Origin of the sequence: Brevibacillus sp. HB1.2, from assembly GCF_013332495.1 — a bacterium.
GTDB lineage: Bacteria > Bacillota > Bacilli > Brevibacillales > Brevibacillaceae > Brevibacillus > Brevibacillus porteri.
This window is the reverse complement of sequence record NZ_JABMIU010000007.1, coordinates 211,290-232,987: the sequence shown is the minus strand read 5'-3', so window position 1 is coordinate 232,987 and position 21,698 is coordinate 211,290. Positions and strand designations below refer to the sequence as shown.

The following is a 21,698-nucleotide window of genomic DNA, read 5'->3' as shown; positions in this document are numbered from 1 at the left end:
TTTTATATACACAAAAAATATAAAAATCATTGACATACATGCTCAAATATGTGATTATCTTCTCTGTCACTTATAATGATAATCATTATCAGGTAAACTTCACACCAAACATCACGTGACAAGGAGAAATGAGCGTATGAAAAAAGGAACACGAATCGTACTGGCCTGCTTGCTTGCAGTAGTCACTGCCGTATCGGCGGGGTGCGGAAGCAGCCAAACGGCTTCGGAAGCACCCAAAAAGTCTGAGACACGCGTAGTCAAGCATCTGATGGGGGAAGTGACGATCCCAGCGGAACCAAAGCGGATTGCAGACGTATCGGGAGCAGCAGAGGAGCTTTTAATATTGGGACACAAGCCGGTTGCTACGGCCAATACATACAAGACGAAAATCATGTCCCACGTAGCTGATAAGCTGACAGATGTAAAACCGGTTGGCTGGATGTGGGATGACTCTATCAATCTGGAAGCTGTGGTAGAAACAAAGCCAGACCTGATTATTATGAATAATCGCCAGCAAAAGATGTACGAGCAACTATCCAAAATTGCGCCGACTGTTGTTCTGGAGACAGACATGGACAAATGGCGTGATAAGTTTAAAGAAATCGGTCGCCTGTTTGGACAAGAAGAGGACGTGAACAAATGGCTGGCTGGCTACGACGAGAAGACGAAGGGGATGCGAGAGCAACTCAAGCAAGCGTATGGCGACCAGACCTTTATGTTCCTGGCCGTAACGCCTAAATTGTTCCGCGTGTACGGAAACTATGGTTATGCAGATATCCTGTTCACTGATCTCGGACTGAAGCCAGCAGCCGGAACACCTGCCGATAAAACAATGGAAATGATCGAACTGGAAGGACTGACGAAGTTTCAGCCAGATCATATGTTCCTCGTCAATTTCGGCGGAAAAGCGGATGATGTTTACGCAGAACTGAAAAAAAGCCCAGTATGGAAAAGCAACAAGGCAGTTCAACAAGGCCATCTTTATGAAGTAACCAATGAAACGTTCAACATCAAAGCCTTTGGCCCAATTGGAAAGGAAATGCTCTTAGACGAGATTGATAGCATGTTGCTGAAAAAGCAATAATCATGCGATCGATACAAAAGATGGGGTTGCCCATTCTCCTAGTCACTTTCCTAAAAGCTAATCGAAACCAATAAAGAAGTCGAAGCTGGAGAGAAACGAGATGTTTTTCCCAGCTTCATTGCTTTTAGAACCACGGAACACATGAAAAAGCTGGAATCATCAGCGGGGAATCAATGGACATACATCTCACGGCTATAGTGGAAGCATTCGAACAGTTCCAGCCACGTCATCTAAATGAAAAGACAGGAAAAGAAAAAGCACCACGAAGGGTGCAATCTGTAACGATTATCTATGTATCTACCCCAAAAGTAAGTGTATGTCATTTCAGAGTACAACAAATATGAACAGTCTTATTTTAGAAGTGCAAAAGATTCATTTATTTTCAAATCACCATACAGTTGGTCAAACAGCTTGCCGTCTTCAGATTGGGAATCAAATGGATTGGACTGTGGAGTTGTATAGACATACACCATGTCAGTTGATTCTGCAATGGATGTCCCTACAGGCGGCCCTTCTTCGCTAGAGAGGCGAGCCCAATCCGTTTTTGTAAAAACGGAGATCATCAGCAGCGTTTCAGAACCTTTTCCATCCTTCGTCGTATAATCGAATTGCACTACATGCTTGGCTGATGGCAGAATTTTGTTTGCATCTACACCTGCATATTGGTTCACCTTGTAATGTCCGTTCCAAGAAGTTGGCGGCTTAAAGCTGAAATTTGCTTGAGGGTTCGTATAAAGATCAGTTTTTCCGCTTTCCTGCGCAACAGGCTGTGCAGAGTGTCCTACGTTGCCATAGTTAACAGCGAATGTGATGCCGATCGCTACGACGGATGTCAGTATGGTGCCGACGATGATTTTTTTGAAATTCATGTTGATTTCCTCTCTCTTTGTGCAAGGTGTATTGTTGTTTGCAAGGTCATTATAAACAAACAACATATGAAGAGCGTTACAGAAAAGTTACATTTTTCTATCCCATAAAATGTTTTTCTGGCATGTAACAAAAGAGAGATTGTGATGAGATTGAAGAATGATCGGTTTTTAGGTAAATCGGATGTCATAAGCAAAAGGCCCCTAACAAGGGGCACTAAAGGCTACTAATGGTAATAGTTTTATCACGGACCATTGGTATTGATTAAAAAATCGCTCCATCTACTGCCCCGAACAGCCTTGTGGAGATAAATTTGAGCCTAACTTAATACTCAATAGGGCACCTGACAAATGTGATCACAAATCCCGTGAGACCTCCAGCGACGGCAACGATCGTAACACTCATCATCTAATCGTACTCTTCTTGAGTCTAGATACGGAAGACATAACGTTTCACAATCTTCATGAGGCGGACTTACACGTCTACATTCGTTCATACATTCTTGAAAGCTTGGAAGAAATTCAACCAATTGACCATTCACTTTCTTGAATCGCTTAGACTTAGATTTTTTCTTCTTCAAGTGTTATCCCCTCCTGATGACGATCTAAGATAGCGTACGAACTCCATTACCCTTTTGATTGGCCAAATATCCCCATGTATCGAAAATGTATGTAGATCAGTATTCAGGAACATCACGGTAGTAGGTTGACATTGACATAATGAGTAGGAAAGAAAAAGGGATGCAAATTGTAATAAAGCCCGTCTTCACAATCAAGACGGGCTAAAATCTATACATGTTTTACTGAATCGTATAAGTAGCTACGATGACATTTTGATCCTCATAGGAATAGGGGGCTTGAAATTGTACGTAGCGATACCCGTCCGCATCAGCCTTAATGATGATTCCTGTCGTACCGCTCCAAATCTGTTTATTTTGAGCATTATACACTGTGTAATTCGCGAAGCTGCCTCTTGGACTAATACGGAGCTCTTGCCCTTTCTTTAGATGAATCGCTTCTTTTGGACTTAACTGCCCAGGTGTAAGGTAGTAATATTTGGTGAATTGTTGTTCTTGTTTTTGTTGCTCCATGGTGACTCTGCCTGCTTCATCTTGTACTTGAGCATGGGTAGAAGCGGAAGCATATACAGGTGCGCCAGAGAGGAGTAAAGCGAGCATCGAAATAGAGAGAAGCTGTTTTTTCATACCATGTACACTCCTTCATATCAATTCTGATCAAATTCTAAATACACGAACTAAAGGTAATTATACTCAAATGGAATGAATTGGTAAATATTTACACATAAAAAACAGAACGCTGCCCATTCATATCTCTTGACCACAATGACACGGATTATCTTGTAACTGGGGTATCTATCACGAAGGCATTGAAGAAGCTAAGTCCTATTTCGAAAGGCGCGGCGTTTCTCTTGTGCCAGTTGGTGCGAGTTTTTTTCATTTCGTAGATGTAGTGAAAACAATAAGAGGAAGGTTAGTATGTTGTCGAAATTGGATTGGTCGGGGACCTTCTCTATGTAGTTCCAAAGTAATCTTTCCGTTGTATGGATATTAAAAATTTCAAACTCCATCTGTTTAGACTCCCAAACAATTACTTGTTCAATATAGTTCTCAGATTCATGTCGAATCACGGTTGAAGGATCGAATACGAAAGAAAAATTCAGTAGCAATATTCATTGAATTAAGAGTATCTAGCACATGGAAGGTTTACCAAATGATAACCAAATAAACAATTAACTGATCGGATTTATCGAAATAGTTAGATAGATATGTCGCTTGCAAGAATCTTTTGATAACACCCGCTTATTTGAAAGTAATGTTTGCATATACCACAAAATTTAATACTCCGATTAGGAGCTGAATGCAAAATGAGACAGTAGCGATATATAAAGCTGTTCGACCGACACTTTTGAATTGCTGATTTTGATTAAACAAGGAGACAACCCATATTATCAGACCGATGGGAAAGAAAACAAAGCTAAAAAAATAAACAATCCCTTTTTCGAATTTGTTCATTGGATTACCACCATGTAGTTTTTTATTATTTTACAACATTTGGATATCGTTAACAAACCATTCGATTTGTAAAGAAGGTGAGTATATGAAAGGGATTACACTGCAATGCGCAAACTGCGGCAAGTGGTTGGTCAAGGATGGTGAGATCGGGGGACCTAGCGCGGTTAAAGTGGATGTAACGTAACACTGCTTGTGAGAAGCAGGGGATCGTTTTATGAAAAACGAACTGAGTGTAAAGGTTTTATGGAGGGGTAATAAATGAACTTTCATTTGATGACAATTACAGATGCAGAGCAAGTCGCAACTTGGAAATATCCGCAGGAATATTCTTTTTATGATTTTGAAGATAGTCCAGAAACATTTCAGGAGCTATTAGATGGTACCTATTATGCAGTTCGAGATAATCATGGTCAGCTTACGGGCTTCTTCTGTTTTGGGCACAATGCTCAAGTCCCAGAAGGTCGAAAGCAAAATCTTTACAAGGGCGAGAACGTGTTAGATATTGGGCTGGGATTGAAACCAGATTTGACAGGGAAGGGGATAGGCTTTTCGTTTTTAAAGGCTGGAATCGAATTTGCCAAACAGCAATTTGAACCAAAAAATCTGCGTTTAAGTGTTGCTAGCTTTAATAGTAGAGCAATCAAAGTTTATACAAGAACGAGATTTAAAGAAACGGCCTCATTCGTTAACAATGGAACCCCCTTTATCGTGATGACGATGGAAGTGGAGAATCCTGGATAGGCAGCGTACAGAGCATGCCATGTAACATAAGAGAAATTGTGATGAGGCTGTAGAATTTTCGGTTTTAAGGTACGGACGCGAAAGGCGTTAAGCCGCTCGGGGAAAGAACCGGGCGGCTCTTTTGGTGAAATCGTAGGTGATAGAACAGAGTGTCCAAATCTAACCTCTCCACATACTACACTCCTTCTACTAAAGCGTAACGTGAGAGGAGTGGACAAAAGATGGGCTCAAAGCTCAATGATGGCAAAGAGGGAGAAAGAGGGCAGCTTAGCCGCCCAAAACATTGGACAGAAATTAGCACTCATCACAGCTGCAAGCAACAATTGTTAATAAAACGAAAAGAACCAAAACTAAAGCAAAATTGTCGTCAAAGAATCCCATCGATATCACCCCTTCAAGTGTATGAGGAAGAACCTCAAACTCAAGCTATGCAAATTGAGGAGCTATGTAAGGGCGATATCACAGTAAGTGGAAAATTTGGGCATGTAACAAACAGTTACCTGTCATGTCCAACAGCTCAAAAATGTTAAATCAGCAGGGGGGATATACGACGAAAAAAGGCTATCCCATAGCCACATTCATGGCATTTGGGACAGCCTTCTTTGAACTTAGCTAACACTACCAAGGGCATAAGCATCTGCCATGATAAATAATGCATGAGTCTCCGCAAGGCTCGATTGAAGATTTTGAACCTAACTTTTTCAGGAGCTTCTTCAGTATGATCATTCACCTCCTTGGTAGATCTGTTTTCCATGTATTACCATCTTATCGTGGGTAAGTGATTATAAGAACATGAATTTTATTTATAAATTGTGTACGGTGTCAGAGTTTCAAGCAGGTTCGAAGGACTTGGAAATAATCTGATGTGATTTCCACACAACCTCAGCCAAACATGGATGTAGTAGTGGAGTTGTGCTCTATGTAAAATTCGGAGATTTACGCTGCATCAAAATCGAAAAGAACATGATCGCTCCAGAACCTAGTAAGCCAATAATACTCATCAGCGTATCATAGGGGTGATACTGATGAGTAAAAACTTGAGCAGTAGAAAGACCCCACAAAAGTGTAGGAATAGACAAGAAGATATGTATTTTTCCGTTAGGCGTGAACCTGGCATAGATAAGAGCTACAACCGTAGAAACGAGATAACTGAAAGAGAAAAGGATCGTGTCCCAGGTCGAGATGGTAATTGGAGTATCGCTTGAAAGAAGCGATTTACAGGCCCAAAGAATAAAGAACCAAAAAGAAAAGACCAAACCAATCATCACTTTCAAAAGACTTTTCATGCTTTCTTCTCCCTGCTAAATGCGTTTGTTTATAAAGACGAGGATCACAGAGAAAACGATTCAATAGAAAATGCAAATGAAGCAAGTTCTTTAACACGAATGAAAAAAGAAAAACATCATACCGATAGTTAAACAGTCGGTGATTGATGTTTGATTAAAATAAACGATGTAGAATTTACATGGTTTCTTTTACCTTACTCATTCATTTGGTGTTAAACGTTATAGGTCGGCCATCCGCAATACCCGTCAGCTTCACATGGTACACGTTGTTCTTTTGCGCTGCTTACTCCAGGAAATGATAGCGATAGAAATAAAGCAGCAGCAATACCAAACAGAGCAAATTTTTTCATAAATCTTCCCCCTCATATAGAGTCTTCCGCACTAAAAGAAGAACGAAATTAGGATGATAGGTAGACGGAAAAAGACCATCCCTATGCCACGCACATAGCTGTAGGGACGGCCTTTTTAAGTACTATCTAACATTACGCGGGACACATGCAATGTTTTCCGGCTGGTATGCACTCACGAGGGCATGGGCGGATTGAGTTAGCACCTATTTTTTGAAGGAATTTCTTCAACATTGTTATTCACCTCCTGAATTGGAAAAATATAACTTACGATCTAATAATAACACACTCGCACTGTAGTTAACATATTAAACGCAAAAAATTCAGAAAATAAAAATCTGTACTACGAATTGTGATAACAGGTAGCGGAAATTGTTGAATGCTGACTGATAACATAGTCCCCATGTCTGCGACCAAATACAATATTCCTTCCAGAGATCGCAATGAAATTGAAGGAAGAAAGTTAGTAAAGGAAACAAGCTGATGTCGATGGAGTTTCGACGTCAGCTTGTTGTATGGACAACTTATTCTTCTTGTTTAGCCAATATACCTGATCAGGTTTCTTGTCCCTGTTGATTGAACCATGATCCAGCCAGGTGGAATAGGAGAGGCCAGCATCACCCAAATTTGTTCACCAAATGCAGCATTTTTGATTTTAGTGGTTTCGTGCTTAGCACCTATTGATTTTGAAGAAGGTTCTTTCCCTTTCCAGTCTTTTTGGGTAGTGTTTGCTGCGAAGGTGATCGGCTTCTCCTGTAAAGGGAGAGTAGCTCCTTGGGCGGTTGTGGCTAAACTTGGTATCGTGACAACAGAGCTTACTGCCATCATGATCAAGGCTTTTTTAAACATTTGCAACAACCTTTCTTGAGAGTGATCGATAAAAATTCAAATATATACCACTTTAACTAGTATTTGTTAATCTTGCTTTAGTAGATTTTGTCGAGAATCCGTATTACACGTCATTTGAAACCCAACACAAACTGACGTATAATCAGGTATTATTGATGAATCACTAAAAGGGAGGCGATCTTGCAATGACGTCAGTCAATCGTAAAACGGAAATCATTTCTGCAGCCATTGAAGTTTTTGCTGAAATCGGATATTTTCGGGCAACGACAGCGCAAGTTGCAGAGCGTGCAAAGATTTCTCAACCGTATATTTTCAAGTTTTTTTCATCGAAGGAAGCTTTGTTACAAGCAGCCTTGGAGGCATCGTGGGAGCGGATCATTAACTCTTTTCGTCTCGTTGTGGAGTCCGCATCCAAAGAGCAATTGGAAACAGATTTAATCAAGGCATATGAAAAGATCTTGGCTTCCCATCAAAATGAAATACTTCTTCAAATGCAGTCCCAGACGATTCAAGAGCCTTCGATTCGAGAGGCAATGCGCGAAGGATTTCGGGAGGTTCGACAGATCGTCCTAACAGCTTTTCGTGAAGCGGGCATCGCGAGTCCGGAAGAGAGAACGCTTATTTTCCTGGCAAGAGGAATGCTGTGTAATATTTCAGCAGCTTTAGACATGCCAGAATTGATGGAGGTGTAGCGGGAAAAAAATTGCGACAATTAGTTATTGACTAATCACTAACTAAAACGTTATAGTTCAAATTAGTTAGTGATTGATCAATCACAAATAAAGCGAGTGGAGATGATCCGAATGAAAAAAGCAATTGTAGTCGGGGCAACAGGCGGAACGGGAGCAGCAATTTTGGCGGAGCTCATCGAGCGAGGGATTGAAACGATTGCTTTTGGGCGTTCTCGACAAAAGCTAGCACAAATGGCGTCAGAGTTGGGTAATCCAGCACATTTGTCACTGGCCGTCGGGGATGCATTCCGGTTCCAAGACATCGTAGCAGCATCGGAGGGAGCGGATGTACTATTCCATTGTGCAAACGTTCCTTATCACGAGATGGTAAATAAGCTGATCCCACTTGGCGAAGCGATCATGGAAGCCGCCAACATGAGAGGTTTGAAGGTTGTTGCGGTAGATGGTATTTATCCATACGGGAAAAAGCAGATGGAACCAGTGACGGAGGAGCATCCAAAGCAACCGCATACGAAGAAAGGGAAAATCAGGTTGGCATTTGAACAGATGCTGTTTAGCAGCCGCTGGAATCATGTGCGAACGATGATTGTCAGATTACCGGATTATTACGGACCTACTGCTAATCAAGCATCGTATTTGGGTTCCACGCTTGAGGCAATTGCGGCTGGAAAACCGGGACTTTTCATTGGAAATATGCATGTTCCGCGCGAGTTTGTTTATTTACCGGATGCGGCAAAGATGATTGTAGAGTTGGCCAGCCGAGAGTTTGCTTATGGGCAAAACTGGCACATTCCAGGTGGAGGTATCATTTCCGGTCGAGACATCGTCCGAATCGCTCAAAAAGCAAGGGGCACCGTGAAACCTGTCATTCCTCTTGGGAAAATTGGGTTGTCTGTGTTGGGTATGTTCGTCCCCGTGATGAAGGAGGTTGTTGAGATGCTGTACTTAACAGAAAAACCGTTGATCCTTAGCGGAGAAAAATATAAACGGCTTATTGGACCAATCCCAGCGACGAAGTTCGAGGAGGGTATAACGGCAACGATCCAGCATTTGCAGAATCGTACTTCCATGAAATAAATGATAGCTGTTAGTTATTGATTAATCACTAACAAATAACCTCCCGCAATTTCTTTAAATATTCCTTTACAGGAATATTCTCTTTGGTGTATATTTTACCTAACAAGATGATCACAATAACGCTGAAGGGGATGAGATGAACGTAGAATCCATCATGTAACGAGGTGAGTGACATGTCAGGGATGAATCCGGGCATGGACATGGCGACGCTAAGTGCTTTAGCTGAACCGAATCGTATAAAAATCGTCGAACTTTTGCGCGACGGTCCTCTAACTGTAGGGGAAATCGCCGAACAACTGGGGCTTCGCCAGCCCCAAGCCTCGAAGCATTTGAAGGTGCTTAGTGACAACGGGATCGTGGATATGAAGGCCGAAGCCAACCGCCGCATTTACAAACTCAGGCCAGAGCCCTTCCAAGCGCTGGATTCTTGGGTGAAGTCATTCCAGCGTGTTATGGAAGAAAGATTCGATAATCTGGAAGACTATTTGCGGGAACTGCAAAACAAGGAAAATACTTGAGATCCATTCAAATGAATGAGGAGGAATTACTATGTCAAGAAACGCAATGGTTTCACGGGTAGAGAATGAGCGGGTGCTGGTACTGGAGCGTGTATTCGACGCGCCCAGAGATCTCGTGTTCAAGATGTTTAAGGAGCCTGAGCATCTCAAGCGTTGGTGGGGACCGAAAGGCTGGGAACTCCCGGTTTGTAATGTCGATTTCCGCCCAGGCGGTGTTTGGCATTACTGCATGAAATGCGCCGATAAGAATCAAGGTGATTTTTATGGCATGGAATCATGGGGTAAAGGCGTTTATAAGGAAATTGTTGAACCCGAGAAAATTATCTATACCGATTACTTTTCAGATGCAGAAGGCAACACAAATGATACCATGCCTTCAACAGAGGTTATGATGGAATTCATCGAAATGGATGGAAAGACGAAGCTGGTTAGTCGTTCTGAATATGTATCTGCGGAAGCCCTCAAAACTGTCATGGACATGGGCATGCTAGAGGGCATCACCCAAACGTGGGATCGTTTGGAAGAGAGTCTAAACGAGATCAAGTAAGGGACATATAGGAAAGGCCGCCTGGCATGGAGACCCGGCGGCTTTTTCATTTTCGTTGCAGATTTATTTCACCATCAGCGAGATAAAATCGTTTAACTTATCCAGCGAAATAATATTTTGATTGCACGTCGCACTGTCTTGGCAAATGTAGTTTCCTTTTTTCAAATACGTTCCATCCCCAGAGCCTTTGGCTTCAAGGACGAACATGCCGATTTCCTCAAAGCGATTACAGAGCGCACAAACGCCTTTTTTGTTTACGTTTGTGAACTGTCCGTGAATGCCAATCAGTTTTCCTTCGTGGTAAGCGACAATATATTTCTTGTCCGTGGCAGTGTCTAGCCAGCTTACATAAGAGATTTCTGAAAAATCGATCTCAGCTAAATTCGAGACTTTTAGCTTCTTTACTTTTGGAAAGAGCTTCTTAATGGAAGACTCTGTGGGAGTAGGGAATGGAATCACATACGGTGAAAGCTGATGCAAAAACTGCTTTCCTTCTGCCTTTTCTTTAATCGAGTCAATCGGATGCAAAACTTCTTTTTGTTCTTCCGTCATGTTCGGGAACAACTGAAAGATTTCTTCATGGGCGATTTCTTTGCGAGCACGAATCACGTTGACATCTGTACTGGTTGCAAAGGCGTTCATGATTGCTTGAACGCGTGATTTAATGAAGTGATATTGATGCGTATGGATAAAAGGTTCCATATTGAGGTTCCTCCTGTTTCTGTCTTGTAAGTGGGTTCTTCTTTACTTTAGTGTGTTTGCAAGAGAGGAGAAAGGGAGAAGACATTTCGTAAAAAAACTCGCCATAAAAAAGCACTGACAACCTGAATGGAAAGGTCGTCAGTGCTTTATAAACGTCTATCTAGTATACACGATTTTTTTAATCGTCTCTGTAGACAAAAAGTATTCTTCCGCTAACTGCGAAATAGCCGTCCCGGCCTGAAAGCTGCTTTTAATAGCCGTGTTCCGCTCATCCAGGAGTTTTCTCCCGCCAGTGCGCGTCCCCCATTTTTGATGGGTTACTTTTGTCTTCGGAATATAAATGGTTTCTCCTTGCACGTACTTTTGAATTTCTGCGAGTAACGATTCAGGAAGGATTAAATTTGCTTTCACACATTTCATTTCTGCTCGCTCCTTATTTATAGATAGGCAAATAAGGGGCAAAGCCAAGAAATAGGAAATGAGATACGCAAATGAAGGCGATGATTCGATTAAACGAGAGACCACCTCATGCAAAGTATCGCCTCACTATTTCTAGGCTTTGCATGAGCCGCTGCGGTATGTGGCAAATTGAGAGCATTCGCCATTGGTACACCCCCCTCGAGGTCCGGTTTTCCCTTTGTGTAAGCAAAGGGAGTATTTGTAATTATATAAGAAAATGACTTTTTTGTATAATGATACTTCGCGACGAGGATAAAGAAAAGGATCGCTCATTTACAATTTATTGAAAGTCAAATATAGTAAAAGTACCTAACGTGAAAAGAGGTTTTGATTGAATATGATGAAACTGATAATCGCTAAGTAAAATTCTAACGAATTTTATAGGGGAAAAGGTCAAATGAAGGGCGCGCCCTTGGTTTATTTTTTGTACCTTTCTTCAAAAGCGATTAGAAGGCATTATATCTCATTCAAACAAATTTCACGTTTGTGCATGATATCTATTCTATTTGGGATAGGTATGTTTATCACAACGATAAATTTGACCATGAGAAGAGAATTCTTCTTGTGGTCTTTTTTATTGGAAAGAAGGGATTGCTGAAAAGGAATGAATGATTACAAACAGCACAAACAACAGAATGGGAGGTTTTTACATGGGTGAATATCGATTGATTAGTGACTACAAGCATATCGAAACATACAAGGAAAGCTTTAATGACCTCGCTATGCTGGTCTTTCAGCTCAATTTTAAAGAATGGTATAACAAGGGCTTTTGGAATGATAACTATGTCTGCTATTCCTATCTGGATGGGGATCAGGTTATTGCCAACGCTTCCGTAAGTAAGATGATCGTGACATCCAATGATAAAGACTATAAGGTACTTCAGATTGGAACAGTCATGACGCATCCTGCCTATCGCAACCAAGGATTGGCAGCGAAATTGATGAACCATATTCTTGAAATATATGAGAAGGAATACGATTCTATTTTTTTGTATGCGAATGATACCGTGCTCGATTTTTATCCGAAATTTGGATTTGAGAGAGTACAGGAAAGTAGTTTTTGCTTATTGGTATCTGATTTGAAAAAACAAGTAGAACAAAAATCGGTCTTGCGCAAGCTGGATGTTGATAGCGAGGCTGATTATCTCATCATGAAGGAATTTGCCGCCAAGCGAATCCCCGTATCATCGCGATTGGGCGTCAAGGATAGTGAGCATCTGTTGATGTTTTATTTTCTCCTCGCTTTTCGGGATGCGATCTATTATGTCGAAGAGGAGGATGTGATCGTATTATTCGAACGAGAAGATGACCAACTGCATGTATTTGATTTGGTAAGTAAAAAACCAATTGATATAGAAGCAGTCATTTCTCATTTGGTGTCGGCTGAGACAACGATCATTCATTTTCACTTTATGCCGGATAGTGAGAATGAGAAGATCCAATCAGCTTTGATGACAACGACGGACGATGTCTTATTTGTTCGTCCCTCGTTCAAAATGGAGACAGAACATTTTCGTTTCCCGCTAACTTCACACGCATAAAAGGTCTACGTACGATATTCAGATTCAAGAGAACAGCCTGGAGCGAGTAAGATGCAGTAGGGGTAGAAGTAGAAGACTATACCGACGCGCATGAGCTCAAACAAAAAACTGTTATTACGTAAGCGTAAAATAGTCCCCACCTTGAAACGGATAGGGACTACTTTACGCTATTTATTATTAATTCGACACGTAGCTGGCAACATTTTTGACCATGGGAGTAACTTGTCTAGTTCTTGATAATCTTCGCGATTCGCCAAAAGATTGGAGAGGCATATCTACTTGGCACGGATTAAAAACCTACTATATGGTTAATCAACAGGCGTGGTATACGAGATAGCTTTTTCTTAACGAACAAGCGGGACTATCTCTGACTGATTTCATAGGTACTTAGAAGCTTCTTATGAGAAATTACATTTTTCAACTCCGATTTATTAAGAAGTCTTATGTCCTTGGTGGAAAGCCATTCATCGTCGTAAATCTGATCTAAGTAGTTAATCCCAGTATCAGGGATAATAGCTAATACAGCATTTGCGCTGGTATGTTTCAGATAAGTCAAGGCAGCTACCACAGATAAGCCCCCTGAACCTCCAATCATCATTCCGTGTTCATTGGACAATATACGGCAAGCAGATATGGCCTCTTGATCACTTGCCATACAAATATGATCAATCACAGATAAATCAGTATTTTCAGTCTTCCAACTTAATCCAACTCCGTTAATCAGGTAAGGCTTGAACATATGGCCAAATATCGCTGATCCTTTTACATCGCAAGCCACTACTTTCATCTCTGGTTTGTTCTCTTTGACAAACCTTCCAATGCCACAAAGATGTCCTCCTGTACTCACAGCACCTACAACTGCGTCGATTGGTAAATCGATAATTTCTTTTCCAGTAGTCTCAAAATGATATAAAGGATTATTGGGATTGTCATATTGGTTTGGCCAAAACGCTTCAGGATATTGACGAAGCAATTCCTGAACACGCCTGAATCGTGTTTTTTGATACCCACCATCCTCATCAAGTTCGGACACCATATCAATTTCTGCTCCGTATGCTTTATACCATTTAAGAAGATTTGGGCTAATTTTGGGATCTACAACGATTAGGACACGGAACTTATACACAGCTCCGAGCATCGCCAAAGATTTCCCTAGGTTTCCCGATGTAGACTCGATTAAAATACTTCCGGGCTTTATTTCTCCCTGATCCATCGCTTTTTTTATCAATCCTATGGCGGTACGGTCTTTCACACTAAAGTTCGGATTAAAATATTCAAGTTTAAGATACAGCTTCTTTCCATTCGGAACCAGTTCATCTTCTAAAGCGACAATAGGGGTATTCCCAATGCAATCTACAATATTGGTAGCTATCATCTTTAACACCTCTTTGTAAGAATTAAAGTCGCGTAAAAATCAAACCAACAAAGAGCAGAATGAGCGAAATCGTTTGCAGGAAAGAAAGTCGTTCTTTGTAAATCCAAATAGACAAAAGAGCAACTACTAAGCTATTGGTAGAAAAGATAGGAGAGACAATACTAGCGGGCCCATTTGCTACGGCGACCGCATAGATTTGCATACCAGCAAAGGAGAAGATGCCTGATCCAAGTCCCCAACGAACTCCTATTTGTTTGTGTGTTCTGGGCATCTCTACATGCTTCTTTCGTAGAATTTCTATTGAAAACAAGATAAATCCAAAGAAGTATCCGATCAACAAGATCATGGCATTGGGTAAATGCATTTCTTCCGTAACTTTCAGACCTCCATTACGGAGAAAGAAAAGAAACGTCGCACCAACGACAAGCAGATACCACTTCATGCTTCGGATACGAAGGTTTTCATCTGGATCAATAGGCAGGATCATGACGGCAAGAACGAGTAGCGTAACGCCGATCCATTGAGGAAGAGAAAGTGACTCTCCATAAAAAAGCAGTGAAAGTCCAATCGTGAAGATAACATTGCTATTGACCACTGGAGAAGTTAGACTAGCTGGCCCAATTTTTAAAGCATGCATAAATAAGAGATTCCCCGTGGATGTACCTACACCGATTATGAGTCCGGCAAGGAGAACCTGGAGTGTGAACATCCAACCGTCTGTATATTGAACCCAAGCAAAAAAACAGAGAGTACCCGTCAAATACAATCCCCAAAGTAAATGTACGGTAGAACCTCGGTTGGCTGAACAAACTTTCATCATAAAACTTCCAAGCCCAAAGGTAATCGAACTGAATAATGCGAGCATATACCACATCGGATTTACCTCTTTTACTTAAGCTTCACAAAGATAAATGCTTTCCGAATATAGACGTAGTTTATTGGCTTTCTTTTCTGAAAAACGGTTCCACTCATCCTTACTTATTGGCGAGGTTAGAAGCGTGAGTGGAATTTGCAAATTAAGCACTCGTTCTTGAACAATACAACGTGTCACTCCAGCAGGAACTTCTTTACCTGCTAACACAATTTCTTTCACTTCGTCCAAGGTGAGAGTGGGGTATCGGAATAGAACATGGTTGGATTCTGGGAAAACGTATCTGCCGTGCGGTAAACGAATGACTGATTGATTCTGGGTATAAATCTCTACAATTTGGTGCCAGGCTTGTAACCGAATCCAATGATTCACATAATTTTCGTGGGGATAAATCCAAAATTGGGTGTAATTCGGATAAACTACTTCCGCAATAGGGGGTTCTTTCCGGAGCTTCCTCACCCATTGGAGGGTTGGCAACTGTTGTAAAGTATCCATCCACAGGCCAAGTGGCAAGAGATGTTCCCATGCGTTGAAAGAAATTTCCGATGCTTCCACGACCTGAACAGGGATCTTCATGTATCCTAGTTGGCGTAATGATTGCGTCCGATGGGCTCCGTCTAAAATCAAATATCGACCTTCCATAAGAGGGGTAACTATGATCGGATGACGCAAGACTCCTTCTTCAAGAATAGACTGGCATGTTCGGTTCAATCGCGCTGGTTCTACTCGTTCTTGAAAGGCAAGTTGGTTTACATCTACTAATCGAAGCCGAGAGAGAATTTCCACGTTTTTTCCTCCTTGATTCATGATTCAACAGATAATAACCATGTTGATTGACTTTTTATAATGCACCGGGGATTTCTGTATCTTAGCTAAAAGATATGGAGAAAATTAGGATTTTTATTGGAGAATTGGTTAGCTATCACCACAAAAAGGTTCTACTACATAATTTATCCATAATTTCCATTTATGATAGTCACCAAGGTTCATATCTATCAAAGAGAGGGTTGTATGATGGACACTTCGATATTAATCGTCGATGATGAAGAGACCATGCTCGATTTGCTAAGTATGATATTAGAGGAGGATTTCTCTGTCTCCACAGCCAGCGACGGAACAATGGCGCTTCAGTTACTTCACAATGAAGCATTTCATCTTTGTTTGTTGGACATCATGATGCCTTGGACAGACGGTTTTGATGTACTCAAAGAATTAAGACGTACAGGCGATAAAACTCCCGTGATTTTGATCAGTGCTCGAGGCGAACTGGAGGATCGGGTAGTAGGATTGGAACTAGGCGCGGATGATTATATAACGAAGCCATTTGAACCGGCAGAAGTATCGGCGCGTGTGAAAACGGTACTACGCCGGACAAGAAAGGGGCAAGAAATACAGGAGATTAAGCAATCAGGAATTCAGATTCGTCTCTTAGCAAGAGAAGTATGGGTTCATGGAAAGAAGATGAAGGTTACCCCGATTGAATTTGAAGTGCTAACCACTCTCATTCAATATCCGAATCAAGTCTTTCCCAGAGAACAACTGTTAGCCAAGGTATGGAACTACTCGTTCAATGGAGATTTTAGGACAGTGGACTCTCATATTAAAAACTTACGTATAAAACTGCGGGAAGCTGGCTTTCAAGGAGAAGGCATTCAAACAGTGTGGGGCTATGGATATAAATGGGGAGTTCAATAACGATGCATCGAGTGGCGACCAAGCTGTTAATCACCATTTTAGGTATCATGATTCTAGGGCTTGTGCTATTGGGAACCATCAGCTACCAAATTATAACTCTTCACTATCAATCCTATACGGAGCTAGCACTTGCTCAACATGCATCGACTTTTGCTCAAATGTTAAGCGTAGACTTCAATAGAAAAACTCTTCAGCATATCGGCGAAATGGAGGAAAAGTCTTCTTCTACTGTTCTTGTCTTTTCTCCCAAAGGAGAATTGCTTATTGATTCCAAACGATTACCTGATTCATTGTTTAATTTTGTTCAAAATTGGATTCAGGGAAGTCCGAATCAAAAAGCGATTCAAACGGTTTTTGAACCAGATCGTCTCATTTTAGCAAAAAGTCCCATTCAACGAGGACAAAATCTATTAGGAACGGTAGTTGTTATAACGAAACCAACTTGGCTGAAAGATACATTACAGTCTCTTCAGACAATGTTATTGCTTGCTGGCTTGGGTTCTTTACTAATCACGAGTGGGTTTGGCTTACTATTATCCAGATATATTGTAAGACCGATTGTAAACGTTATCAATGCAATTAGGCATCTCGATGAGGGTAATTATGATGTAAGAGTTGTTTTAGAAGGTAAAGACGAACTCTCTTTACTCACTCGTCAAGTAAACCAGCTCGCCAAAAGCTTGTCTTATTATCGGTCGTCCCGTCGAGAATTCCTATCTCATGTAGCTCATGAATTACGTACTCCCCTTACATATGTGAAAGGATATGCAACCCTCCTTCAGAATTCAGAAATGACGCCAAATCGCGCAAGTAAGTTAATTTCGATCATCCGGGATCAATCTGATCGGCTCGAACAAGTAGTCAACGATTTGATGACACTGAGTCGATTGGATGAAGGTAAAATTACATTAAGAAAAGAACGGGTCGCTATTCGAAGTTTATTAGAAAGAATAATCGAGGAAATGACACCACGTGCTGAAGAATTGGGAGTGAAGTTATCTCTTACAATTTGTCCTCCTGTGTACTTTTGGGTGGACCCGCAGCGGTTTCACCAAATTTTAATGAACTTAATAGATAATGCGATTCGTTATTCTCAGGGTGAAGGAACGGTTTTGATCAGTGTAACGAAAATGCTCAGAGAATCTGTAATTGAAGTAAAGGATGAGGGAATTGGAATCTCCGAGAAAGAATTAGAACTAATATGGGAGCGGTTCTATCGGGTGGAGAAATCCAGATCACGTCATACTGGAGGAAGTGGCCTTGGTTTGTCAATTGTTAAGCATTTAGTGGATTTACATGGCGGGAAAATTCAAGTACAAAGCAGCCCAAATCGGGGAACCTCATTTCGATTACATTTCCCCAATCGTAGATCAGGGAGTGAATAATCATGCGAAAAGGGGAAGGTGTCTTTTCTATAAAAAATAACCGAAAAGCCTACCGTGAGATGGAAACCCGTCTAGGTTTTTGTGCATATAACCAGTATCATTATTACATCCAGTTTACCTGCTAAGCCCTCAATCATGTTCGGCTTGTATCTGAAAACAAGAATAATAATGAAATAAGCTTCTCTCATATGGGAGAGAAGCTTATTTCATCTTTCATTACCTTGATGTGACACTTGTTAGAACAGTGATTTTAATCTATTGTCCTTTGATAGTAATATCCCACATCACGGCATTTAATGGTAAGTTCATTTGCTCCGTTTAAAGGGGTTTGAAAAGAGGTAGCCTTCCAATGCCTCAGTTACATATTTTATTTTCCACATATGAACGACCATTAAAGCGTTGACAAGGTTTTAAGTATATAGGTTAAAAGCGCGTTGCGAGACATGAAACGAAAAAGCCCGCATTCAAAAAGCTTTTCGCCCGAAAGCGATGCATCCTTCCTGCTTTCAAGCAGCAGAGATTGGCTCTTTGCTCGAAGATTAATCCTTTCGCAGCAGCTGAACTCTTTGTCGTAATTCCTGGTCTGTTAACGGCTCCAATTGCAACAAAGCCTCGTATGGATCATCACCTGGGATATGAAAGTATCGAGCAAATGCAGGCTCTGTCTTGATGCCGTTTTGCTTCAGAGTCCTGATCTGTTTATACGCATCCAAGCCTCCTATGTCTAACAATCGTGCTTCGATGTCCATATGACGATAGGCGTTTTGCATTTCGACAGCTACCGGTTGAGCAAACAATTCAAACCAAAAGCCAGCTGTGAAAAACGAGATAACGCACGTGGGCGTACTATTCACATCTGAGTGTGTCACTTCAAATCCGGGCAAACAGCCAAATGCTGTACGAACAGCCTGCTCAAACTGCTCCAGATCATGACTCTCGCAAATAATATCCAGATCGCTTTGCACAACATCAATGTCCAATGGGATGGTTCCGGCAAGCACTGGATGGTAATCGGATAGTACTTCCATGATGTGCGTCTGTTGAATCGCTTCCCACGCTGCTTTTTGGCGAATCGTCCCTCTGCCCAAGTAGGAGAGATCATGCCAATTTCTCATGAGACTACCTCCATGTCTGCTTTCTTTTAAAATAGTTTAGACAAAAGTGAATATGTACGCAACGAAATCGATAATCACTCGTATACCTAAATGAAGGGAGTGTAGTAGATGGAAATATTTTTGTGGGTAGTGGTTGTGTTATTGTTCTTGCTAAGCATCGCAGGAATTTTCTTACCCGTTTTACCTGATACGATATTACTGTGGGCGGGCTTTTTGCTCTATCACTTTTTCATTGCAGATCCGGGAGCGGGATTGCCGGCATCCTTTTGGTGGGGAATGGTCGTTCTAAGCATTCTGCTTTACGGTGCTGACTTGCTGACGAATATGTACTTCGTGAAAAGGTATGGAGGGTCCAAATGGTCGTCCGTTGCTGCTGCGGTCGGTATTATCCTCGGGATTTTCGTTTTCCCACCGTTTGGTATGCTGATCTTACCGTTCGTATTCGTCGTTCTCGTAGAGTTGATGGTGCAGAAGCAGTCGATGGAGCGAGCAGTGAAAGCGGGAGTAGGCTCACTGATCGGATTTTTGGGTAGTGCAGTCGTAAAAGTCATCTTGCAAGTTACGATGATCATCTGGTTTTTTATCGCCAGATAATAGACAGAAAACAAAAAGGACAGCCTCGGCTGTCCTTTTTTACGTGGGAACTAGTGAATGAGTCGATAAACACCGATGACTTTACCGAGAATAGTGACATGCTCCAGGATGATCGGTTCCATCGTGGCATTTTCCGGTTGGAGACGGAAGTGATTCTTTTCTTTGAAAAATCTTTTAACGGTCGCTTCGTCTTCTTCTGTCATGGCTACGACGATGTCACCATTGTTGGCTACGTGCTGTTGGCGAACAATGACGTAGTCTCCGTCGAGAATTCCGGCATCAATCATACTGTTCCCGGAGACGCGCAGCATATAGACCTTGTCAGAAGTCACGATATTGTCTGGAAGCGGGAAGTACTCTTCTACATCCTCAATGGCAGTAATCGGTTGTCCAGCCGTTACTTTTCCGATTACTGGCACACGGACGACAGAGTCTTCGAAATTGTCTTGAAAACGATCTTCATCTGATAGCAATTCGATGGCACGAGGTTTGGTAGGATCTCGACGAATGAGGCCTTTTTTCTCTAAGCGTGCCAAATGCCCATGTACTGTTGAGCTGGAAGCTAGTCCAACAGCCTCCCCAATTTCACGTACAGATGGCGGATATCCTTTATCACGAACTTCCTTTCGTATGAACTCGATGATGGCTTGTTGTCTACTCGATAATTTTGACATAGAAAGACACCCCTGATTTCTCGAACATATTTTCCTATATTATACCATGGGAGCTTGCGTTCGACAAACATAAGTTCGATTATTTGTTGACATGAACATATGTTCTCATTTATTATGAGGCTACAAGTGATCAGAACGTATGTTTGTGAGGAGGCCATTATTATGAATTCATTGACAGTACGTAATCGTTTCGAGAAAAAAGAAGAACGTCGTGTTCGTTTTGGTATCACGAGAGGACAAGCTCTCTTGTTTCTTATTACATTTACTCTCTTTTTTTACCTGTTAACCGAACTAGTGTTTGCTTCTTCGCCAATGGAGGAGCCACAAGGCATAGAAGTAACCGTACAATCTGGAGATAGCCTGTGGTCGTTAGCTGTTCAATACAATACAGATCAGATGGATGTTCGGGACTATATAATAGAAATTAAGGTTGCGAACGGTTTAGAGAGCAACAGGATTTACCCAGGTCAGACTCTCATCCTTCCTGATACTCCGTAAGTGTTCGGCTGTCTTGCGGGATCATTCGAATGTGGTATAATGAAGCGGCACTACTACAGAGTGGGAGGAACCAGCAGTGGTATCTGACGCAGAAATTAAACGCATCAACGAATTGGTCAAAAAATCGCGCGAAGAAGGTTTGACCGAAGAGGAAAAGCTTGAACAAAAAGCATTGCGCCAAAAGTACATTGACGCCGTTAAGCTTTCATTGAGAGCAAATTTGGATTCCATCCGTTATGTGGAAGACCTTGAAGAAAATAAGCCAAAACAGTAAGATAACAATTACTGATACGACAGACATCCTCGCTTGACGCTAGGGTGTCTTTTTCTGTGACATACATAAGCTGTGATAGCCAGGGAGGGAAAGCGATGGCGTGGATAGCTGTGGCGGTTGGAGGAGCAGTTGGCTCTCTTTTGCGCTACCTATTGTCTTTGCTCGCGAATCAGCCGGGATGGCCGTGGGGAACCTGGATCGCCAATGTTTGTGGATCTTTGATCATCGGCATCTTGTTCGTGCTGGGGAAAGAACGTGGCTTTTTATCTCCGACACTCTACCTCTTATTTGCAACGGGGGTCATGGGAGGATTTACGACTTTCTCAAGCTTCTCCTTGGAAGTAGTCTCTTTTTGGGGAGAAGGCCACCTGTTACGTGGCACTTTGTACGCTCTGCTTAGTTTGGGAGTCGGTCTACTTTCTTGTGCGGTTGGAATATGGTTGGCCAGGCAATGGTCCTGAGTCGTTCAATGACA

The 21,698-nt window shown here is 41.7% G+C and carries 27 protein-coding genes; 14 read left to right on the top strand and 13 right to left on the bottom strand.

The genetic code is table 11. From position 1 onward, the window contains the following. Positions 1–136 precede the first annotated feature (136 nt). Complete coding sequence (locus tag HPY28_RS18160) at positions 137–1,084, top strand: ABC transporter substrate-binding protein (protein WP_017249188.1); 948 nt, start codon at positions 137–139, stop codon at positions 1,082–1,084. Between the two features lie 350 nt (positions 1,085–1,434). Here HPY28_RS18160 and HPY28_RS18155 read toward each other — a convergent pair whose 3' ends face one another. The 3 genes from HPY28_RS18155 to HPY28_RS31050 form a co-directional block, all read right to left on the bottom strand. Beyond that, complete coding sequence (locus HPY28_RS18155; RefSeq protein ID WP_174231089.1) at positions 1,435–1,953, bottom strand: hypothetical protein; 519 nt, start codon at positions 1,951–1,953, stop codon at positions 1,435–1,437. A 797-nt stretch (positions 1,954–2,750) separates the two neighbouring features. Beyond that, positions 2,751–3,155, bottom strand: coding sequence for a hypothetical protein (locus HPY28_RS18150; RefSeq protein WP_174231088.1), 405 nt, complete (start codon positions 3,153–3,155; stop codon positions 2,751–2,753). Positions 3,156–3,346: 191 nt separating this feature from the next. Then, positions 3,347–3,598 (bottom strand): hypothetical protein, encoded by a 252-nt coding sequence (locus HPY28_RS31050; RefSeq protein WP_483296508.1) that lies wholly within the window; start codon positions 3,596–3,598, stop codon positions 3,347–3,349. Between the two features lie 643 nt (positions 3,599–4,241). Between HPY28_RS31050 and HPY28_RS18145 the strand changes: the two genes are divergently transcribed. Together HPY28_RS18145 and HPY28_RS31045 are read left to right on the top strand one after the other, a co-directional pair. Next, complete coding sequence (locus tag HPY28_RS18145) at positions 4,242–4,724, top strand: GNAT family N-acetyltransferase (RefSeq protein ID WP_017249182.1); 483 nt, start codon at positions 4,242–4,244, stop codon at positions 4,722–4,724. Between the two features lie 221 nt (positions 4,725–4,945). Then, positions 4,946–5,254, top strand: a complete 309-nt coding sequence (locus HPY28_RS31045; protein ID WP_483296507.1) for a hypothetical protein — start codon at positions 4,946–4,948, stop codon at positions 5,252–5,254. A gap of 387 nt (positions 5,255–5,641) precedes the next feature. Here the strand turns inward: HPY28_RS31045 and HPY28_RS18135 are convergent, their stop codons facing one another. From HPY28_RS18135 to HPY28_RS18125, 3 genes are all read right to left on the bottom strand, one after another. Continuing rightward, on the bottom strand, positions 5,642–6,010 hold the full coding sequence (locus tag HPY28_RS18135; protein WP_017249181.1) for a hypothetical protein: 369 nt from the start codon (positions 6,008–6,010) through the stop codon (positions 5,642–5,644). A gap of 212 nt (positions 6,011–6,222) precedes the next feature. Beyond that, positions 6,223–6,360 (bottom strand): hypothetical protein, encoded by a 138-nt coding sequence (locus HPY28_RS18130; protein ID WP_017249180.1) that lies wholly within the window; start codon positions 6,358–6,360, stop codon positions 6,223–6,225. A gap of 534 nt (positions 6,361–6,894) precedes the next feature. After that, positions 6,895–7,206, bottom strand: a complete 312-nt coding sequence (locus HPY28_RS18125; RefSeq protein ID WP_173623628.1) for a hypothetical protein — start codon at positions 7,204–7,206, stop codon at positions 6,895–6,897. A 185-nt stretch (positions 7,207–7,391) separates the two neighbouring features. Between HPY28_RS18125 and HPY28_RS18120 the strand changes: the two genes are divergently transcribed. The 4 genes from HPY28_RS18120 to HPY28_RS18105 all read left to right on the top strand — a co-directional run bounded on the left by HPY28_RS18120 (position 7,392) and on the right by HPY28_RS18105 (position 10,040). Beyond that, positions 7,392–7,898, top strand: coding sequence for a TetR/AcrR family transcriptional regulator (locus tag HPY28_RS18120; RefSeq protein ID WP_017249178.1), 507 nt, complete (start codon positions 7,392–7,394; stop codon positions 7,896–7,898). A gap of 111 nt (positions 7,899–8,009) precedes the next feature. Then, complete coding sequence (locus tag HPY28_RS18115) at positions 8,010–8,975, top strand: SDR family NAD(P)-dependent oxidoreductase (RefSeq protein ID WP_173623627.1); 966 nt, start codon at positions 8,010–8,012, stop codon at positions 8,973–8,975. 173 nt (positions 8,976–9,148) lie between these two features. Beyond that, complete coding sequence (locus tag HPY28_RS18110) at positions 9,149–9,493, top strand: ArsR/SmtB family transcription factor (protein ID WP_017249176.1); 345 nt, start codon at positions 9,149–9,151, stop codon at positions 9,491–9,493. A 31-nt stretch (positions 9,494–9,524) separates the two neighbouring features. After that, the gene (locus HPY28_RS18105; RefSeq protein ID WP_017249175.1) at positions 9,525–10,040 is read left to right on the top strand and encodes an SRPBCC domain-containing protein; all 516 of its coding nucleotides are present in this window, start codon (positions 9,525–9,527) and stop codon (positions 10,038–10,040) included. 63 nt (positions 10,041–10,103) lie between these two features. On the opposite strand, the gene HPY28_RS18100 is transcribed toward HPY28_RS18105, so the two are convergent. Next, positions 10,104–10,742, bottom strand: a complete 639-nt coding sequence (locus tag HPY28_RS18100; protein ID WP_174231087.1) for a FusB/FusC family EF-G-binding protein — start codon at positions 10,740–10,742, stop codon at positions 10,104–10,106. Positions 10,743–10,898: 156 nt separating this feature from the next. Further along, complete coding sequence (locus HPY28_RS18095) at positions 10,899–11,162, bottom strand: CD3324 family protein (protein ID WP_017249173.1); 264 nt, start codon at positions 11,160–11,162, stop codon at positions 10,899–10,901. Between the two features lie 689 nt (positions 11,163–11,851). Between HPY28_RS18095 and HPY28_RS18090 the strand changes: the two genes are divergently transcribed. After that, the gene (locus tag HPY28_RS18090; protein ID WP_017249172.1) at positions 11,852–12,742 is read left to right on the top strand and encodes a GNAT family N-acetyltransferase; all 891 of its coding nucleotides are present in this window, start codon (positions 11,852–11,854) and stop codon (positions 12,740–12,742) included. Positions 12,743–13,103: 361 nt separating this feature from the next. Here HPY28_RS18090 and HPY28_RS18085 read toward each other — a convergent pair whose 3' ends face one another. Genes HPY28_RS18085 through HPY28_RS18075 form a run of 3 tightly spaced genes read right to left on the bottom strand, consistent with a single transcriptional unit; the run spans position 13,104 to position 15,774 of the window. Next, a complete protein-coding gene (locus HPY28_RS18085; protein WP_173623624.1) occupies positions 13,104–14,117 on the bottom strand; it encodes a pyridoxal-phosphate dependent enzyme in 1,014 nt (337 codons plus the stop codon). Positions 14,118–14,139: 22 nt separating this feature from the next. After that, positions 14,140–14,982 carry an EamA family transporter gene (locus HPY28_RS18080; RefSeq protein WP_256436396.1) on the bottom strand — a complete coding sequence of 281 codons (843 nt, stop codon included), beginning with the start codon at positions 14,980–14,982 and terminating at the stop codon, positions 14,140–14,142. A 27-nt stretch (positions 14,983–15,009) separates the two neighbouring features. After that, positions 15,010–15,774, bottom strand: a complete 765-nt coding sequence (locus HPY28_RS18075; RefSeq protein ID WP_173623622.1) for a ParB N-terminal domain-containing protein — start codon at positions 15,772–15,774, stop codon at positions 15,010–15,012. A gap of 225 nt (positions 15,775–15,999) precedes the next feature. Here HPY28_RS18075 and HPY28_RS18070 point away from each other — a divergent pair, with 225 nt between their 5' ends. Together HPY28_RS18070 and HPY28_RS18065 are read left to right on the top strand one after the other, a co-directional pair. Next, positions 16,000–16,683 (top strand): response regulator transcription factor, encoded by a 684-nt coding sequence (locus tag HPY28_RS18070; RefSeq protein WP_174224192.1) that lies wholly within the window; start codon positions 16,000–16,002, stop codon positions 16,681–16,683. 2 nt (positions 16,684–16,685) lie between these two features. Further along, a complete protein-coding gene (locus HPY28_RS18065) occupies positions 16,686–18,068 on the top strand; it encodes a sensor histidine kinase (RefSeq protein WP_174224191.1) in 1,383 nt (460 codons plus the stop codon). A gap of 539 nt (positions 18,069–18,607) precedes the next feature. On the opposite strand, the gene HPY28_RS18060 is transcribed toward HPY28_RS18065, so the two are convergent. Then, complete coding sequence (locus HPY28_RS18060) at positions 18,608–19,183, bottom strand: DUF4269 domain-containing protein (RefSeq protein ID WP_174231086.1); 576 nt, start codon at positions 19,181–19,183, stop codon at positions 18,608–18,610. A 108-nt stretch (positions 19,184–19,291) separates the two neighbouring features. Here HPY28_RS18060 and HPY28_RS18055 point away from each other — a divergent pair, with 108 nt between their 5' ends. Continuing rightward, positions 19,292–19,777 (top strand): DUF456 domain-containing protein, encoded by a 486-nt coding sequence (locus tag HPY28_RS18055; RefSeq protein ID WP_142062543.1) that lies wholly within the window; start codon positions 19,292–19,294, stop codon positions 19,775–19,777. A gap of 50 nt (positions 19,778–19,827) precedes the next feature. Here HPY28_RS18055 and lexA read toward each other — a convergent pair whose 3' ends face one another. Further along, positions 19,828–20,451: a transcriptional repressor LexA gene (gene lexA / locus HPY28_RS18050; protein WP_007718939.1), complete on the bottom strand. Its 624-nt coding sequence runs from the start codon at positions 20,449–20,451 to the stop codon at positions 19,828–19,830. Positions 20,452–20,613: 162 nt separating this feature from the next. Here lexA and yneA point away from each other — a divergent pair, with 162 nt between their 5' ends. The 3 genes from yneA to crcB all read left to right on the top strand — a co-directional run bounded on the left by yneA (position 20,614) and on the right by crcB (position 21,684). Next, positions 20,614–20,949: a cell division suppressor protein YneA gene (gene yneA / locus HPY28_RS18045; protein WP_174231085.1), complete on the top strand. Its 336-nt coding sequence runs from the start codon at positions 20,614–20,616 to the stop codon at positions 20,947–20,949. 76 nt (positions 20,950–21,025) lie between these two features. Then, entirely contained in the window at positions 21,026–21,223 is a 198-nt protein-coding gene (locus tag HPY28_RS18040; RefSeq protein WP_007718933.1) for a DUF896 domain-containing protein, read from the top strand. 95 nt (positions 21,224–21,318) lie between these two features. Then, entirely contained in the window at positions 21,319–21,684 is a 366-nt protein-coding gene (gene crcB, locus HPY28_RS18035) for a fluoride efflux transporter CrcB (protein ID WP_017249166.1), read from the top strand. The last annotated feature ends 14 nt before the right edge of the window (positions 21,685–21,698 follow it).

What these genes read in the sequence shown, in the direction of transcription:
- HPY28_RS18135 (WP_017249181.1), bottom strand. Translation starts at nt 6,010, where the DNA reads ATGAAAAGTCTTTTGAAAGTGATGATTGGTTTGGTCTTTTCTTTTTGG.
- HPY28_RS18160 (WP_017249188.1), top strand. Translation starts at nt 137, where the DNA reads ATGAAAAAAGGAACACGAATCGTACTGGCCTGCTTGCTTGCAGTAGTC.
- HPY28_RS18110 (WP_017249176.1), top strand. Translation starts at nt 9,149, where the DNA reads ATGTCAGGGATGAATCCGGGCATGGACATGGCGACGCTAAGTGCTTTA.
- HPY28_RS18155 (WP_174231089.1), bottom strand. Translation starts at nt 1,953, where the DNA reads ATGAATTTCAAAAAAATCATCGTCGGCACCATACTGACATCCGTCGTA.
- HPY28_RS18060 (WP_174231086.1), bottom strand. Translation starts at nt 19,183, where the DNA reads ATGAGAAATTGGCATGATCTCTCCTACTTGGGCAGAGGGACGATTCGC.
- HPY28_RS18130 (WP_017249180.1), bottom strand. Translation starts at nt 6,360, where the DNA reads ATGAAAAAATTTGCTCTGTTTGGTATTGCTGCTGCTTTATTTCTATCG.
- lexA (WP_007718939.1), bottom strand. Translation starts at nt 20,451, where the DNA reads ATGTCAAAATTATCGAGTAGACAACAAGCCATCATCGAGTTCATACGA.
- HPY28_RS18100 (WP_174231087.1), bottom strand. Translation starts at nt 10,742, where the DNA reads ATGGAACCTTTTATCCATACGCATCAATATCACTTCATTAAATCACGC.
- HPY28_RS18115 (WP_173623627.1), top strand. Translation starts at nt 8,010, where the DNA reads ATGAAAAAAGCAATTGTAGTCGGGGCAACAGGCGGAACGGGAGCAGCA.
- HPY28_RS18055 (WP_142062543.1), top strand. Translation starts at nt 19,292, where the DNA reads ATGGAAATATTTTTGTGGGTAGTGGTTGTGTTATTGTTCTTGCTAAGC.
- yneA (WP_174231085.1), top strand. Translation starts at nt 20,614, where the DNA reads ATGAATTCATTGACAGTACGTAATCGTTTCGAGAAAAAAGAAGAACGT.
- HPY28_RS18120 (WP_017249178.1), top strand. Translation starts at nt 7,392, where the DNA reads ATGACGTCAGTCAATCGTAAAACGGAAATCATTTCTGCAGCCATTGAA.
- HPY28_RS18080 (WP_256436396.1), bottom strand. Translation starts at nt 14,982, where the DNA reads ATGCTCGCATTATTCAGTTCGATTACCTTTGGGCTTGGAAGTTTTATG.
- HPY28_RS18070 (WP_174224192.1), top strand. Translation starts at nt 16,000, where the DNA reads ATGATGGACACTTCGATATTAATCGTCGATGATGAAGAGACCATGCTC.
- HPY28_RS31045 (WP_483296507.1), top strand. Translation starts at nt 4,946, where the DNA reads ATGGGCTCAAAGCTCAATGATGGCAAAGAGGGAGAAAGAGGGCAGCTT.
- HPY28_RS18095 (WP_017249173.1), bottom strand. Translation starts at nt 11,162, where the DNA reads ATGAAATGTGTGAAAGCAAATTTAATCCTTCCTGAATCGTTACTCGCA.
- HPY28_RS18125 (WP_173623628.1), bottom strand. Translation starts at nt 7,206, where the DNA reads ATGTTTAAAAAAGCCTTGATCATGATGGCAGTAAGCTCTGTTGTCACG.
- crcB (WP_017249166.1), top strand. Translation starts at nt 21,319, where the DNA reads ATGGCGTGGATAGCTGTGGCGGTTGGAGGAGCAGTTGGCTCTCTTTTG.
- HPY28_RS18150 (WP_174231088.1), bottom strand. Translation starts at nt 3,155, where the DNA reads ATGAAAAAACAGCTTCTCTCTATTTCGATGCTCGCTTTACTCCTCTCT.
- HPY28_RS18065 (WP_174224191.1), top strand. Translation starts at nt 16,686, where the DNA reads ATGCATCGAGTGGCGACCAAGCTGTTAATCACCATTTTAGGTATCATG.
- HPY28_RS18085 (WP_173623624.1), bottom strand. Translation starts at nt 14,117, where the DNA reads ATGATAGCTACCAATATTGTAGATTGCATTGGGAATACCCCTATTGTC.
- HPY28_RS18105 (WP_017249175.1), top strand. Translation starts at nt 9,525, where the DNA reads ATGTCAAGAAACGCAATGGTTTCACGGGTAGAGAATGAGCGGGTGCTG.
- HPY28_RS18090 (WP_017249172.1), top strand. Translation starts at nt 11,852, where the DNA reads ATGGGTGAATATCGATTGATTAGTGACTACAAGCATATCGAAACATAC.
- HPY28_RS18145 (WP_017249182.1), top strand. Translation starts at nt 4,242, where the DNA reads ATGAACTTTCATTTGATGACAATTACAGATGCAGAGCAAGTCGCAACT.